We start from the raw sequence: 14,219 nt of genomic DNA on the forward strand, positions 1-14,219 counted from the left end.
CCCCCAAGGGGCCGGCTGTAGCCGTGCTGTAACCGCTGGACCTTTATCAACACTTACGCTGGACACGACCCTCAAACCGGTCGCAAGGCAGGAAGCCCTCATGAGAACACCGCTGACCGCGCCAGGTAACTGGCTGACACGCCCGCTGATTTCACTGTTTCTGTTGCTGGTCATGCTGAGCATGAGCAGCCAGGCCATGGCGGTTGCCCCCGTGATCACCAACCCGGCCTCCGGCAGCACCTTGCCCACCATCGCGGTGGGTCAGAGCATGAGCATCACCATCAGCTCTGTCGGCGGCACCATGCCCCTGGACCGCTGGGTGGAGTGCGACGCCAACGATCCTGACTACGATGGTGTGACCCCCTGCCTGCCACCGGGCCTGATCCTCGATGCGTCCCCCGGCAGCGCGACCACGGTGTTGCACGGCACCCCGACCACCGCCGGTAACTACACCTTCAGCATCACCCTCAATGACGGCAACAACGATGGCGGGGTCGCCACCTACAACCTGCTGGTCACCAGCTCCGCGACTCCGACCCTGACCTCGGTCACCCCGAACACCGGCAGCACCGCAGGCGCCACCTCCGTCACCCTTACCGGCACCAATTTTACCGGCGCCACAGCGGTGAGCTTTGGCGGGACAGCCGCCACCGGTTACATCGTCAACAACGCCACCACCATCACCGCCACCACCCCGGCCCATGCTGCAGGGGCGGTCAACGTTGCAGTCACCACACCGGGGGGCAGCGCCACCCTGACCAATGGCTATACCTACGCCGTGCCGGCCCCTACCGTCGGCCCGGTCAGCGCCACGGTGGCGGCCAACAGCAGCGCCAACCCGATCACCCTGAGCCTCAGCGGCGGCGCGGCCACCAGCGTCGCCGTGGCCAGCGCGGCCAGCCATGGCACCGCCACCGCCAGCGGCACCAGCATCACCTACACCCCGACCGCCGGTTTCTCCGGTTCCGACAGTTTTACCTACACCGCCACCAACACCAGCGGCACTTCCAGCCCGGCCACGGTGACCATCACCGTCACCCCGCCGACCCTGGCGATAACGCCGACGACGCTGCCCGACGGCACCCAGGGCGCAGCCTACAGCCAGACCCTGAGCGCCACCGGCGGTACCGCGCCGTACACCTACGCGATCAGCGCCGGCAGCTTGCCGGCCGGCCTGAGCCTGAACACCAGCACAGGCGTGATCAGCGGCACGCCGAGCGCCAGTGGTACCAGCAACCTGACCGTCACCGCCACTGACGCCAACAGCGCCACCGGTTCCCGCGCCTACAGCCTGGTGATCAACGGCCTGGCGCCGGTTGCCAACGCCGTCAGCGCCACCGTCGCGGCCAACAGCAGCGCCAACCCGATCACTTTGAACATCACCGGCGGCGCTGCCACCAGCGTCGCCGTGGCCAGTGCAGCCAGCCATGGCACCGCCACCGCCAGCGGCACCAGCATCACCTACACCCCGACCGCCGGTTTCTCCGGTTCCGACAGTTTTACCTACACCGCCACCAACGCCAGCGGCACTTCCAGCCCGGCCACGGTGACCATCACCGTCAGCGCGCCGAGCATCGTCCTCAGCCCCGGCTCCCTGAGCAACGGCACCGTCGGCACGGCCTACAGCGCCAGCCTCAGTGCTTCCGGCGGCGCCGCGCCCTACAGCTACGCCATCACCGCCGGCACTCTGCCAACCGGCCTGAGCCTGAACACGAGCACCGGTGCAATCAGCGGTACGCCGAGCGCCAGCGGCACCTTCAACCTGACCATCACCGCCACTGACGCCAACAGCGCCACCGGCTCCCAGGCCTACTCCATCACCATCGGCGCCCAGGCACCGGTGGCAGGCGCCGTCAGCGCCACGGTGGCGGCCAACAGCAGCGCCAACCCGATCACTCTCAACCTCAGCGGTGGCGCTGCCACCAGTGTCGCCGTGGCCAGTGCAGCCAGCCATGGCACCGCCACCGCCAGCGGCACCAGCATCACCTACACCCCGACCGCCGGTTTCTCCGGTTCCGACAGTTTCACCTACACCGCCACCAACGCCAGCGGCACTTCCAGCCCGGCCACGGTGACCATCACCGTCAGCGCGCCGAGCATCGTCCTCAGCCCCGGCTCCCTGAGCAACGGCACTGTCGGCACGGCCTACAACGCCAGTCTCAGTGCTTCCGGCGGCGCCGCGCCCTACAGCTACGCCATCACCGCCGGCACTCTGCCAACCGGTCTGAGCCTGAACACCAGCACCGGTGCAATCAGCGGTACGCCGAGCGCCAGCGGCACCTTCAACCTGACCATCACCGCCACTGACGCCAACAGCGCCACCGGCTCCCAGGCCTATTCCATCACCATCGGCGCCCAGGCACCGGTGGCAGGCGCCGTCAGCGCCACGGTGGCGGCCAACAGCAGCGCCAACCCGATCACCCTCAACCTCAGCGGTGGCGCGGCCACCAGCGTGGCCGTCGCCAGTGCGGCCAGCCATGGCACCGCCAGCGCCAGCGGCACCAGCATCACCTACACCCCGACCGCCGGCTTCTCCGGCGCCGACAGCTTCACCTACACCGCCACCAACGCCAGTGGCACTTCCAGCCCGGCTACGGTGACCATCACCGTCAGCGCGCCGACCCTGGTGCTGACCCCAGCCTCCCTCGGCGCCGGTACCGCGGGCAGTGCCTACAGCGCGACTCTTAGCGTCTCCGGCGGCACGGCGCCCTACAGCTACAGCATCAGCAGCGGCAGCCTGCCGGCGGGCCTGAGCCTGAACACCGCCAGCGGCTTGATCAGCGGTACGCCCAGCACCAGCGGCACTGCCAACCTGACCATCACCGCCACCGATGCCAACGGCGCTACAGGCTCCCAGGCCTACTCGATCACCATCGCCGCGGTGGCAATCAGCGTGCCCGCCTCCAGCCAGGTCCTCGCTGCGGGCCAGTCGGCCACCGTCGACCTGACCCAAGGCGCCACCGGCGGTCCATTCACCCAGGCCGTCCTGGGCTCGGTCACCCCGGCCTCGGCCGGCCAGGCGAGGATGATGGGCCCGTTCTCGATGCGCTTCGTACCGTCGGCCGCTTTCGCCGGCACCGCGATCGTCAGCTTCAGCCTGCAAAACGGCAGCGGCTCCAGCGCCTCGAGCACCATCACCTTCACCATCCAGGAACGTTCGGACCCCACCAAGGACGCCGAAGTGATTGGCCTGCTCAACGCCCAGACCCGGGCCGCGGAACGCTTTGCCAGCACCCAGATGGACAACTTCAACCGGCGTCTGGAGCAACTGCACCAGATCAGTTGCGACCGCAATTCGTTCAACGCCAGCCTGCGCAAGGAAGGCCGCGAAGTGCCGCTGGGCGAGATCGCCAAGGCCGTCCAGGACCAACTGGGGGCCTCGGCCAACCAGACCGAGCAGGAAAAACGCGAAGCCGCTGCCGCCCTCAAAGACAATTGCCAACAGGATGCCCTGGCGTTCTGGAGCGACGGCTTCGTCAACGTCGGCTCGACCCACGCACGGGGCGCCCGGGACAACAGCTTTACCACCCTGGGCCTGAGCGCCGGGGTCGACTATCGCCTGTCGCCCACGGCCGTTGCCGGGATCGGCTTCGGCTACGGCAACGACCGCAGTGACATCGGCAAGAACCACACCCGCAGCGACGCGGACGCTATCGGCATCGCCACCTACCTGAGCCTGAACCTGGCCCCGCAGGTGTATGTCGACGGCCTGCTGGGCTACAACCGCATCAGCTTCGACTCACGCCGCTACATCACCGGCAGTGCCGATGACTATGCCCGTGGCTCGCGGGATGCCGACCAGCTGTTCGCCTCCCTGACCGCCAGCTACGAGTACCGCCAGGGTCCGCTGTCGCTGACCCCTTACAGCCGCCTGAATGCCAGCACCACCCGCCTGGACGCCTACCGTGAAAGTGGCGGCGGCATTTATGGCCTGTCCTACGACGAGCAGCGCCAGCAGAACTTCACCTCCTACCTCGGCGTGCGCTCGGGCTACGACCTGATGACCCCTATCGGTGTGGTCACGCCCAAGGTCGGCCTGGCCTGGGGCCACAACTTCAGTAACAGCAGTGACTACAAGATGCGCTACACCGACCAGGGCGACGAAGGCACCCTGTACCGGCTCAAACCCGATGCCCTGGACAGCGATTTCGCCAGCCTGGACATGGGGGTGGACTTCAACCTAGGACGCGCCTGGCAACTGGGCGTCTCGTACAAGACCGCCCTGGGCTCGGACGAACGCAACGACACCTTCCGCCTGGGTCTCAACGGTAAGTTCTGAACCCTGGCCACAGATTAGTGGCCCAGGGCTGAACCCCACAGATGGAAATGGCTCCCCTTGAGCCACGGCAACAAAACAACACCCCGCCAGAGTCCGACTCTGGCGGGGTGTTGTGTTTTAACAGCGCCGACAAGCGCTCGATCCAGCAGCAGTCCTCAGGCCGTCGGCAGTTGCCCGGCCTCGATTTCCTGGGTCGTGCGCTCCACCGCGCGCCGGGTCTTGTCGATCAACTCATCGATATCACCGCGGGTGGCCACCAAGGCCGGAGCCATGATCATGCGCCCGAAGGTCGAGCGAATGATCACGCCTTCTTCGAAGCCCAGGGTGCGACAGCGCCAGGCGATGTCGTTCTCGTTGGCAAAGCGTTTGCGCGTGGCCTTGTCCTCGGCGAACTGCAGGGCCGCCACCAGCCCGGTGCCCTGGATCTCGCCGATCAGCGGATGCTTGCCGAACACTTCGCGCAGGCATTGCTGCAGGTAGGGACCGGTGTCGTTCTTGACCTGGCTCACCACGCCTTCATCGCGCAGGGCCTTGAGGTTGGCGATGGCCACGGCGGCCGCCACCGGGTGCCCGGAATAGGTCAGGCCGTGGGCGAACACCCCGCCCTGCTCCACCAGCACCTGGGCGATGCGTTTGCTCAGCACCAGGCCGCCCATGGGGATGTAGCCCGAGGTCAGGCCCTTGGCGATGGACAGGGTATCGGGCTCGAAACCGAAGTGCTGGTGGGCGAACCACTCCCCGGTACGGCCGAAACCACCGATCACTTCGTCGGCACACAGCAGCACGTCGTACTGGCGACAGATGCGCTGGATCTCCGGCCAGTAGCTGTCCGGCGGGAAGATCATGCCGCCCGCGCCCTGGAACGGCTCGGCGATGAAACCAGCGACGTTCTCGGCCCCCAGTTCGAGGATCTTCTCCTCCAGCTGGCGGGCGCAGCGCAGACCGAATTCGGCGGGCGTCAGGTTGCCTTCGTGGGCGAACCAGTAAGGCTCGTCGATATGCGCCACGTCAGGGATCAAGCCACCCATGTCGTGCATGAACTTCATCCCGCCCAGGGCGGTGGCCGCCAGGGTCGAGCCGTGATAGCCGTTCCAGCGGCCGATCATCACCTTCTTCTGTGGCTGGCCGAGGATCTGCCAGTAGCGGCGCACGCTGCGGATCAGCACCTCGTTGGCCTCGGAACCGGAGTTGGTGTAGATGGCGTGGCTGTAGTGCCCCGGCAGCAGGCTGAACAGCAACTCCGACAGCTCCACCACCGCCGGGTGGGTGGTGTGGAAGAACATGTTGTAGTACGGCAGCTGTTCCAGCTGGGCGCTGGCGGCGGCCGCCAGGTCCTTGCGGCCGTAGCCCAGGTTGGTGCACCACAGGCCGGACATGCCGTCCAGGTAGCGCTTGCCGTCGTTGTCCCACAGGTGCAGGCCCTGGCCACGGACGATGACCCGCGGGCCTTCGGCGTTCAGCGCCTTCTGGTCGAGAAAGGCATGGATATGGTGCGCGGCGTCGGCAGCCTGGTAGTCCTGGGTACTGCGTTGCGGGGCGTTGTCTGGCTGAGGGTTGGAAGCGCTCATGGTCATTCTCCTGCACGGCAAGTGGGTTCAAGGGAAGAGGTTGCAGCGGGCCCCGGTTCGAGGGGCAACAGCGGCTCGGGAACAAACAGTGGCTTGCGCATCACCAGCTTGATCCAGAGCACGGCAATCACCGAGATCACCCCGAGCACCACCCCGGCGCTGCCGAAGATCCGCGCGGTCATCTGCGGCGACGGTGAGACGTGATAGATCGCAAACAGCATGCCGACGATGCCCAGCACCTGGGGCCAGGGGTAGAAGGGTGAGCGGAACGGCCGTGGCGCCTCGGGGTAGCGACGCCGCAGGGCGATCACGTCGATGTGCACGATGATGTAGGCCAAGAGCCAGGCCAGGGCCGCGGCCAACAGCAGCAGGCTGATGGAATCCGGGTCCTGGCCCAGCAGCAGGATCGGCAGGCCCGTGAGGGCGGCAATGAACAGCACCGCCACCCAGGGCGTACGGGTGCGCGGACTCAGGCGCTTGAACTGGGGAAAGGCCTGGCCGTTCTGCGCCATGCCGTAGAGCATGCGCGGCAGCGCCGCCAGGGACGAATTGACCGTGCTGCAGGTCGCGGTGATCACTGCGCCCACCAGGAACAGCTTGCCGGCCTCACCGAACACCGAGGTGGCGAAAAGAAAATGCGGCAGCGGGTTGCTCGCCAGTTGCTCCCGGGGAATGCACAGCAGTGCGCCGAGGCAATACAGAGTGATCACCAGGAAAATGATGCTCAGGCCAATGATCATCGAGCGCGGGATATTGCGTTCCGGGTTGCGGGTTTCCTCCACCAGCGGGCAGACGAACTCGGCACCGACAAAGCCCCAGATGGCCATCGCGGCCAACGCCAGCGCCCCCACTTCCATGGGGTTCCAGCCCTGATCCAGCGGCAGTTGCAGATCCGCCTGCGCGCTGCCGATGGCGCCCAGGCCCAGGGTCAGCAGAATCACCACCATCACCACCGCCAGGACCGTCTGCAGCTTGGCGAAGACGTCAATGCCCAGCAGATTGAGCAAGGTGAAGGTGCCCAGCACGCCATAGGCCACCAGCATCGGCGGCAGCGCGCCGGGGTAGACCTTGCCGATGATCAGGTCCAGGAGCAGCAGTTCGGCGGACAGGGCGAACATCGCCACCACCATGTAGCCGGAGAAGGTGGCGAGGATCGCCGGGAAGTGCCCGATGGCCACTTCGGTGTAGCTGCTCAAGCTGCCGGCCCGAGGCACCATCAGCGCCAGCTCGGAAAAGGACAGCGCGTAGGTCAGGGCCATCAGATAGGCCAGCAGCAGGGGCATGAAGAAGCCCAGCCCGGCCATCCCCGCCCCTTGCAGCATCAGCACCATCACCCCCTGGGACACCACCAGGCCGACGGCCACCGAGACCAGCGAACCCAGGCCCAGGACCCGGCGCAAACCGCCGCGTTGCAAGGGGCTTGCGGCCCCGATGGAGACACTTGCAGTCATGGCACACACTCCGCTTTTTATTGTTGTGGGCCTGCCGCCGAAGCGGCAGGTAAAGACGCGCTTTGACGGCGCGGCACTGGACCTGGCGAGCAGGTCGCAAGGCATGGCTCAGCGCAACTGGAACCAGGTGGTTTTCAGTTGGGTGTACTTGTCGAAAGCGTGCAGCGACAGGTCGCGACCAAAACCCGATTGCCGACCGCCGCCAAAGGGCACGGTGACGTCCAGGGCGTCCACGGTGTTCACCGACACCGTGCCGGCCCGCAGTTGCCGGGCCACCCGGTGGGCACGGTTGAGGTCATCGCTCCACAGCGACGCCGCCAGGCCATAGACGCTGTCGTTGGCCAACGCTACAGCCTGTTCCTCGTGGTCAAAGGCGGTCACCGCCAGCACTGGGCCAAACAGTTCTTCGCGGAACAGGGTCATCTGGCGATCCACACCAGTGAAAATGGTCGGTTCGATGTAGTTGTCGCTGCCATCGATGATCAGTTGCCGGCCGCCGCACGCCAGCTCGGCGCCCTGCTCCCGGGCGCCCTTGATATAGCCCATGACGCTGGCGGTCTGGCGGGCATCGACCATGGCCCCGGCACGGCTGGCCGGGTCCAGGGGATTGCCCGGCCGCCAGTCCCGAGCCTTGGCCTGCAGGCGCTCGACGAACTGGTCATGAATGCTGCGTTCGACCAGTAGCCGCGAATTGGCCGAACACACCTCGCCCTGGTTGAAGAAGATGCCAAAGGCGGCTTTTTCAGCGGCCAGGTCCAGGTCCTGGCAGTCGGCGAACACCAGGTTCGGGCTCTTGCCGCCACATTCCAACCAGACCTGCTTGAGGTTGGATTGGGCCGAGTACTGCATGAAATACTTGCCCACTTCGGTGGAGCCGGTGAACACCAGGCAATCCACATCCGGGTGCAGGCCCAGGGCGCGACCGGCCTCGACGCCCAGGCCCGGCACCACGTTGAGCACCCCTTCCGGCACCCCAGCCTCCAGGGCCAATTCGGCCAGGCGCAGGGCCGAGAACGGCGACTGCTCGGCGGGCTTGAGCACCACCGAGTTGCCCACCGCCAGGGCCGGTGCCAGCTTCCAGGCCGCCATGTCCAGGGGGAAGTTCCAGGGCACCACGGCGCCGATCACCCCCAAGGCTTCACGGCTGATGCTGGCGTGGCTGTTGCGGGCGCCGGGGGCCACCTGATCGTAGAGCTTGTCGACGCTTTCGGCGTACCAGGCGAAGACGTTGGCGGCGCCGGGCACGTCAATGTTCCAGGCATCCATCACCGGTTTGCCCATGTTCAGGGATTCCAGCAGGGCCAGTTCCTCGCGGTGGGCGAGCATCAGCTCGGCCAGACGCAGCAGCACCTTCTTGCGTTCCACCGGGGCCATGCGCGCCCAGGGCCCCTGGTCGAAGGCCCGGCGCGCGGCGGCCACCGCCAGGTCCACTTCGGCGGCGCCACAGGCGCTGACCCGGGCCAAGCGTTGATTGGTGGCGGGGTTGATGGCATCGAACGTGGAGCCGGACTGGGCGGACAACCGTTGGCCGCCGATCAGCGCCTGGTCAATGAATGTTTGCCGGGCAGCTCGCTGCTGCCAGTAACCGAGATCGAACACGCTGCACTCCCTCGTCGACCGTTGTAACGGCCTGGTTGTTAGGTAGGTAGGGAGGATGGTGCGTCACCGCGAGCGAGAGGAAAAATACTAAAAATATGCTCCGGCACCATGAAAAAGCTCTGTAGCCAAGGCCCTGGGCCGGGCCGCACAAACGCCAACGCCCAGGCCATCCGGGAGATGGCCTGGGGCGTGAAACGGAGCCCGTCAACCGCTGGGCAAGGTCAGGTCGGACGCTCCAGCCAATCCCCCAGGCGCCGCAGCATGGCGTCGCAGGCGTGCAACTGCTCAAGGCTGATGAACTCGTCCGGCTTGTGGCCCTGGTCCATGCTGCCCGGGCCACAGACCACCGTAGGGATACCGGCCTGATGAAACAGCCCGCCCTCGGTGCCGAACGCCACAGTGCCGAACGCCCGCGAACCACTGAGCAGCGCCAGCAGTTCGGCGGCCTCGCTGTCGGCGGCGGTGGCCAGCCCGGGGTAGGCGCTCAAGGGTTGCAGGGCGATCCCGGTGTCGGCCTGTACCGCCTGCATCTGCGGCAGCAATTGGTCTTGGGCATAACGCTGCAGTTCATCCACCACGGCCTGGGCATCGAACTCCGGCAGGGTGCGCACCTCGAAATCGAACTCGCAGTCCGCCGGCACGATGTTCAGTGCCCGGCCGCCCTTGATGGTGCCGGTCTGCACCGTGGAGAACGGCGGATCGAAGCGCGGGTCGTGGTGTTCGGGACGGGCCAGTTGGCCGCCGATCTCCCCCAGCTTGCCGATCAGCCGCGCCGCGTACTCGATGGCGTTGACCCCATACGGCGCATAGGCCGAATGACAGGCCGCGCCACGCACCTGGCAACGCATGGCCAGCTTGCCCTTGTGGCCCAGCACCGGGCGCAGTTCGGTGGGCTCGCCGATCAGGCACAGCAGCGGCTTGTGCGGGCGCTGCTGCAATCGTTCGAGCATCGGCCGCACGCCCAGGCAGCCCACCTCCTCGTCGTAGGAAAAGGCCAGGTGGATCGGTATGCGCAGCTCTCGCCGGACCAAGCCCGGCACCGCCGCCAGCACCGAGGCGATAAAGCCCTTCATGTCAGCGGTGCCACGGCCGTACAGGCGCCCTTCCCGCTCGCTCAAGACAAACGGCTCGACGCTCCAGGCCTGGCCATCCACCGGCACCACGTCGGTGTGCCCGGACAGCACCACACCGCTGCGATCGCTGGGGCCGATGCTGGCAAACAGATTGGCCTTGGTGCGCTGCGGGTTGTAGATCAGCTCGCTGTCCACCCCATGACTCATCAGGTAGTCGCGGATAAAACCGATCAGCTCCAGGTTGGAGTCGCGGCTGACTGTGGCAAACCCCACCAGCCGCGCCAGCAGCTCGCGGCTCGAATGCTCACTCATTGCCCGGCACTCCGTAGCTGGGCGCCGCCGTGGGGTCCAGGGCCCGGGTCAGGTAGTCCTGCATCTGCGGCCGATAGGCCTGCCAGAGACCGGCCAACTGACCGATGGGGTCTTCATCGGCCCAGTCCACCCGCAGGTCGACGATGGGCCAGGTCAGGTCGTCTACCACGCTCAGCGCCGCCGAGTGCACCGGCCCCGCTTCGCCCCCGGCAGCCATGGCCGCGTGCATGGCCGCCAGCAGGCGCTCGACGAGAATGCCCGGCGTCTGTTCGAACGCCTCGACCATGGCCTCGATCACTCCTGTGCCCGCCAGCAGGTTGCCGGCGGCCACACATTGTTCGCCGGCCAGCGCGTTGTGCAGACCGAGGGCTTGCTGGCCACTGAACAGCGCTGTGCGCCCCTGGCCGTCGATCACCGTCACCTGGCGGTACTGGCTCCAGCCGTTGCTGCCCAGGGCCTTGTCCAGGGCCGTGCCGGGATCGAGCTTGTGGTTCTCCAGCAGGTCGAGAATCTGCGGCCCCAGGGCCGGCAGGGTCACGTTCTGGGTGGCCACCGCCCCCACTCCCGCTCGCACCCAGGGGCAACGAGCGCCGACGGCGATGCTCGACGAACTGATGGCAATGCCCAACTGGCCGGTTTCGGCACAGCGGCCAACGATGGAAAAAGTCATGGCAACTCCTTGGCCCACTGGGCCTGCATGGACGCTCGACTCGGCGCCGCTGGAAACAACCGCACAGGGGTCACTCGGGAATGACCGCGATCACGTCGATTTCCATCAGCCACTGCGGCTGGCCGAGGGCCGAGACCACCAGGCCAGTGGAAATCGGGAATACGCCCTTGAGCCACTTGCCCACCTCCTGATAGACCGGCTCGCGGTAACGCGGGTCGGTGAGGTAGGTGGTGGTCTTGACGATATGGGACAGGTCGCTGCCGGCTTCTTCCAGCAGTTGCTTGACGTTTTTCATCGCCTGTTCGGCCTGGGCTCGCGGGTCGCCGAGGCCCACCAGCCGACCGTCGAAATCAGTGCCGACCTGACCGCGCACGTACACCGTGTTGCCGGCACGCACCGCCTGGCACAGGTCATTGTCCAGGGACTGGTTGGGATAGGTGTCCTTGGTGTTGAACATGCGAATACGGGTATGAGTAGGCATCAGTGGGCTCCCACGCTGTCGAGGTTGTGGATCGGTGTCTCTGGTTGCGCTGAAGTCTGCGTCGAGGACTGCCGGGCTTGGCTGTAGGCCAGGTATTTGCGCTGGGTCGCGATGTGATCGGCGACGTGCTTGGCATCGTGCCAGACGCCCCAGATAAAGGAGGAACCCCGACGCGACAGCCAGGGCAGGCCGAGGAAATAGACCCCGGGCTCGCGGGACACACCGCGCTGGTGCAGGGGCTTGCCCTGTTCGCTGAAGGTGTCCACCTGCAGCCAGGAAAAGTCCACGGCATAGCCGGTGGCCCAGATGATCGAGGTGATCCCCGCCTCCAGCAGGTCCAGCTCCAGGATCGGCTGCTTCACGCACTGCGGATCAGGGACACGCTGCCGAGCCTCGGGCTCCGGCGGCAGGTCGAGGCCGTTGCGGGCGATATAGGCATCGGCCGCGTCCAGCAGCGCCAGGTAGTTCTCGTCGCCTCGGGCCAGGTTGTCCACCAGGTCAGCCCGGAAGGTCACGCGTTCACCGTCGAAGGCCTGGGTCAGCCCCACCAGGGTGATGCCTTGATGGGCCAGGGCGCGGAAGTCGATGGTCTGGCCGCCGCGGGCACCACTGACAGCAATGGTCACGTGCTCCCGGCCCGGTTTGGCAATCTCCGCATCCCACTCCCCCAGCACCCCGAGCCACCAGCAGAAGTCCCGGCCACGGTAGGCCCGCGGCGGACGGTCATGGGCGCCCACCGACAGGTAGACCTGGCGCCCCGCTCGCTGCAGCTCATCGGCGATCTGCACGCCGGAGGAACCCGCCCCCACCACCAGCACCGCACCCGCCGGCAGTTGCTGCGGATTGCGGTAGGCGGCGGAATGGATCTGCTCAACCCGTGCATTCTTGGGCGCAATCGGCGGAATCACCGGGCGCTGGAAAGGTCCGGTGGCGGCCACCACGCGCTGGGCCTGGATCACCCCCTCGGAGGTCTCGACGGTGAAGCCGGGGCGTCCGACATTGCGCTGCACCTTGCGCACTTCCACACCGGTGCGGATCGGCGCATTGAACTGGCGGGCATAGGCCTCGAAGTAGTCCGCCACCTGATCCTTGGCCGGGAAGGCATCGGCAGGGGTATCGAATTCCAAGCCGGGAAAGCGGTCATGCCAGGCCGGCCCGTTGGCCACCAGCGAGTCCCAGCGTCCGGTGCGCCAGGCCTCGGCGATGCGGCTGCGCTCCAGCACCAGATGGGGCACCCCGAGCTTGCTCAGGTGTTCGCTCATGGCCACGCCGGCCTGGCCCGCGCCGACCACCAAGGTATCCACTTGTATTTGTTCTACGGTCATGTGTGTGTCCTTCTGCAAGACGAAGGGCGTCAGCGCAAGCGCTGGACACCTGGTTCAGAACCCGGGTGTGAGTCGGATGCAGCAGATGGTGCGACAGACGTCGGCGAAGGAAAATGACTAAAAATGTGCTCCCTGGATAAGAAAAAACGAGGCAGCACGAGGGCCTGCGGCCCAGGGTTGCACGAGGCCGGACTGTGATCGGGGACGTCCGGGCGTTAACCCGCGGCCATCAGACTGATCAGTTTGGCCGTTCAGATGATTACCCGGCGAAAATGCATTTCCGTGCTTTCGATCTGCAGGCACTGAGGGCACAATGCCTACCTTTTTGGCTGGCCCTGCCGGAGACCCTGAAATGATCAAGACGCCGTACTACCTCATCGACAAGCAGAAGCTTTTGAGCAACATGCAGAAGATCGCCTACGTGCGCGAGCAGTCCGGCGCCAAGGCCCTGCTGGCCCTCAAGTGCTTCGCCACCTGGTCGGTGTTCGACCTGATGCAGCAGTACATGGACGGCACCACCTCCTCGTCGCTGTACGAGCTCAAGCTCGGCCGGCAGAAGTTCGCAGGCGAAACCCATGCCTACAGCGTGGCCTGGGCCGACGACGAGATCGAGGACATGCTCGCCAACTGCGACAAGATCATCTTCAACTCCATCAGCCAGCTGCAGCGCTTTGCCGATGCCTCCAGCGGCAAGGTCCGCGGCCTGCGGGTCAACCCCCAGGTGAGCAGCTCGGACTACTTGCTGGCCGACCCGGCGCGCCCGTTCAGCCGCCTGGGCGAGTGGGACCCGGCGAAGATCGAAGGCGTGATCGAACAGATCTCCGGCTTCATGTTCCACAACAACTGCGAGAACGGCGACTTCGGCCTGTTCGACCAGATGTTGACCACCATCGAAGAGCGCTTCGGCCACCTGCTGCACAAGGTCGAATGGGTCAGCCTCGGCGGCGGCATTCACTTCACCGGCGAGGACTACGCCCTGGACGCCTTCTGCGCGCGCCTCAAGGCCTTCTCCCAGAAGTACGGCGTGCAGGTCTACCTGGAGCCGGGCGAAGCCGCCATCACCCAGAGCGCGTCCCTGGAAGTGACCGTGCTCGACACCCTGTACAACGGCAAGCACCTGGCAGTGGTGGACAGCTCCATCGAAGCCCACATGCTCGACCTGCTGATTTATCGCTTGAACGCCAAGCTGTCACCAAGCACGGGTGAACATACCTACATGGTGTGTGGCAAATCCTGCCTGGCCGGGGACATCTTCGGCGAATACCAATTTGATCGTCCGCTGGCCATCGGCGATCGACTGTCGTTCATCGACGCTGCGGGTTACACCATGGTCAAGAAAAACTGGTTCAACGGTCTGAAAATGCCGTCCATTGTCGTGAAACAACTCGATGGCAGCATCGACGTGGTGCGCGAGTTTGGTTTCGAAGACTACCTGTCCAGCCTTTCCTGAGCGGACAGACA

The 14,219-nt window shown here is 65.9% G+C and carries 9 protein-coding genes; 2 read left to right on the forward strand and 7 right to left on the reverse strand.

Annotated features, from left to right (window positions below; translation table 11 throughout):
* The first annotated feature begins 100 nt into the window (after nt 1-100).
* Nucleotides 101-4,279 (forward strand): putative Ig domain-containing protein, encoded by a 4,179-nt coding sequence (locus KHO49_RS17075; protein ID WP_213665422.1) that lies wholly within the window; start codon nt 101-103, stop codon nt 4,277-4,279.
* A 155-nt stretch (nt 4,280-4,434) separates the two neighbouring features.
* Here KHO49_RS17075 and KHO49_RS17080 read toward each other — a convergent pair whose 3' ends face one another.
* From KHO49_RS17080 to KHO49_RS17110, 7 genes are all read right to left on the reverse strand, one after another.
* Nucleotides 4,435-5,847: an aspartate aminotransferase family protein gene (locus tag KHO49_RS17080; protein ID WP_102863080.1), complete on the reverse strand. Its 1,413-nt coding sequence runs from the start codon at nt 5,845-5,847 to the stop codon at nt 4,435-4,437.
* 2 nt (nt 5,848-5,849) lie between these two features.
* Nucleotides 5,850-7,298 carry an APC family permease gene (locus tag KHO49_RS17085; RefSeq protein WP_102880187.1) on the reverse strand — a complete coding sequence of 483 codons (1,449 nt, stop codon included), beginning with the start codon at nt 7,296-7,298 and terminating at the stop codon, nt 5,850-5,852.
* A gap of 108 nt (nt 7,299-7,406) precedes the next feature.
* A complete protein-coding gene (locus tag KHO49_RS17090) occupies nt 7,407-8,897 on the reverse strand; it encodes an aldehyde dehydrogenase (RefSeq protein WP_213665423.1) in 1,491 nt (496 codons plus the stop codon).
* A 221-nt stretch (nt 8,898-9,118) separates the two neighbouring features.
* Nucleotides 9,119-10,282, reverse strand: coding sequence for an acetylornithine deacetylase (gene argE / locus KHO49_RS17095; protein ID WP_102880185.1), 1,164 nt, complete (start codon nt 10,280-10,282; stop codon nt 9,119-9,121).
* Nucleotides 10,275-10,952: a DUF1028 domain-containing protein gene (locus tag KHO49_RS17100; protein WP_102863076.1), complete on the reverse strand. Its 678-nt coding sequence runs from the start codon at nt 10,950-10,952 to the stop codon at nt 10,275-10,277. Before KHO49_RS17100 ends, argE begins: the two co-directional genes overlap by 8 nt.
* Nucleotides 10,953-11,022: 70 nt before the next feature.
* Entirely contained in the window at nt 11,023-11,433 is a 411-nt protein-coding gene (locus KHO49_RS17105; protein WP_011061806.1) for a RidA family protein, read from the reverse strand.
* The gene (locus KHO49_RS17110) at nt 11,433-12,758 is read right to left on the reverse strand and encodes a flavin-containing monooxygenase (RefSeq protein ID WP_110596523.1); all 1,326 of its coding nucleotides are present in this window, start codon (nt 12,756-12,758) and stop codon (nt 11,433-11,435) included. Before KHO49_RS17110 ends, KHO49_RS17105 begins: the two co-directional genes overlap by 1 nt.
* Nucleotides 12,759-13,110: 352 nt before the next feature.
* Here KHO49_RS17110 and KHO49_RS17115 point away from each other — a divergent pair, with 352 nt between their 5' ends.
* Nucleotides 13,111-14,208, forward strand: coding sequence for a carboxynorspermidine decarboxylase (locus tag KHO49_RS17115; protein ID WP_213665424.1), 1,098 nt, complete (start codon nt 13,111-13,113; stop codon nt 14,206-14,208).
* Nucleotides 14,209-14,219: the final 11 nt, after the last annotated feature.

Origin of the sequence: Pseudomonas sp. RC4D1 (assembly GCF_018390395.1) — a bacterium.
GTDB lineage: Bacteria > Pseudomonadota > Gammaproteobacteria > Pseudomonadales > Pseudomonadaceae > Aquipseudomonas > Aquipseudomonas danubii.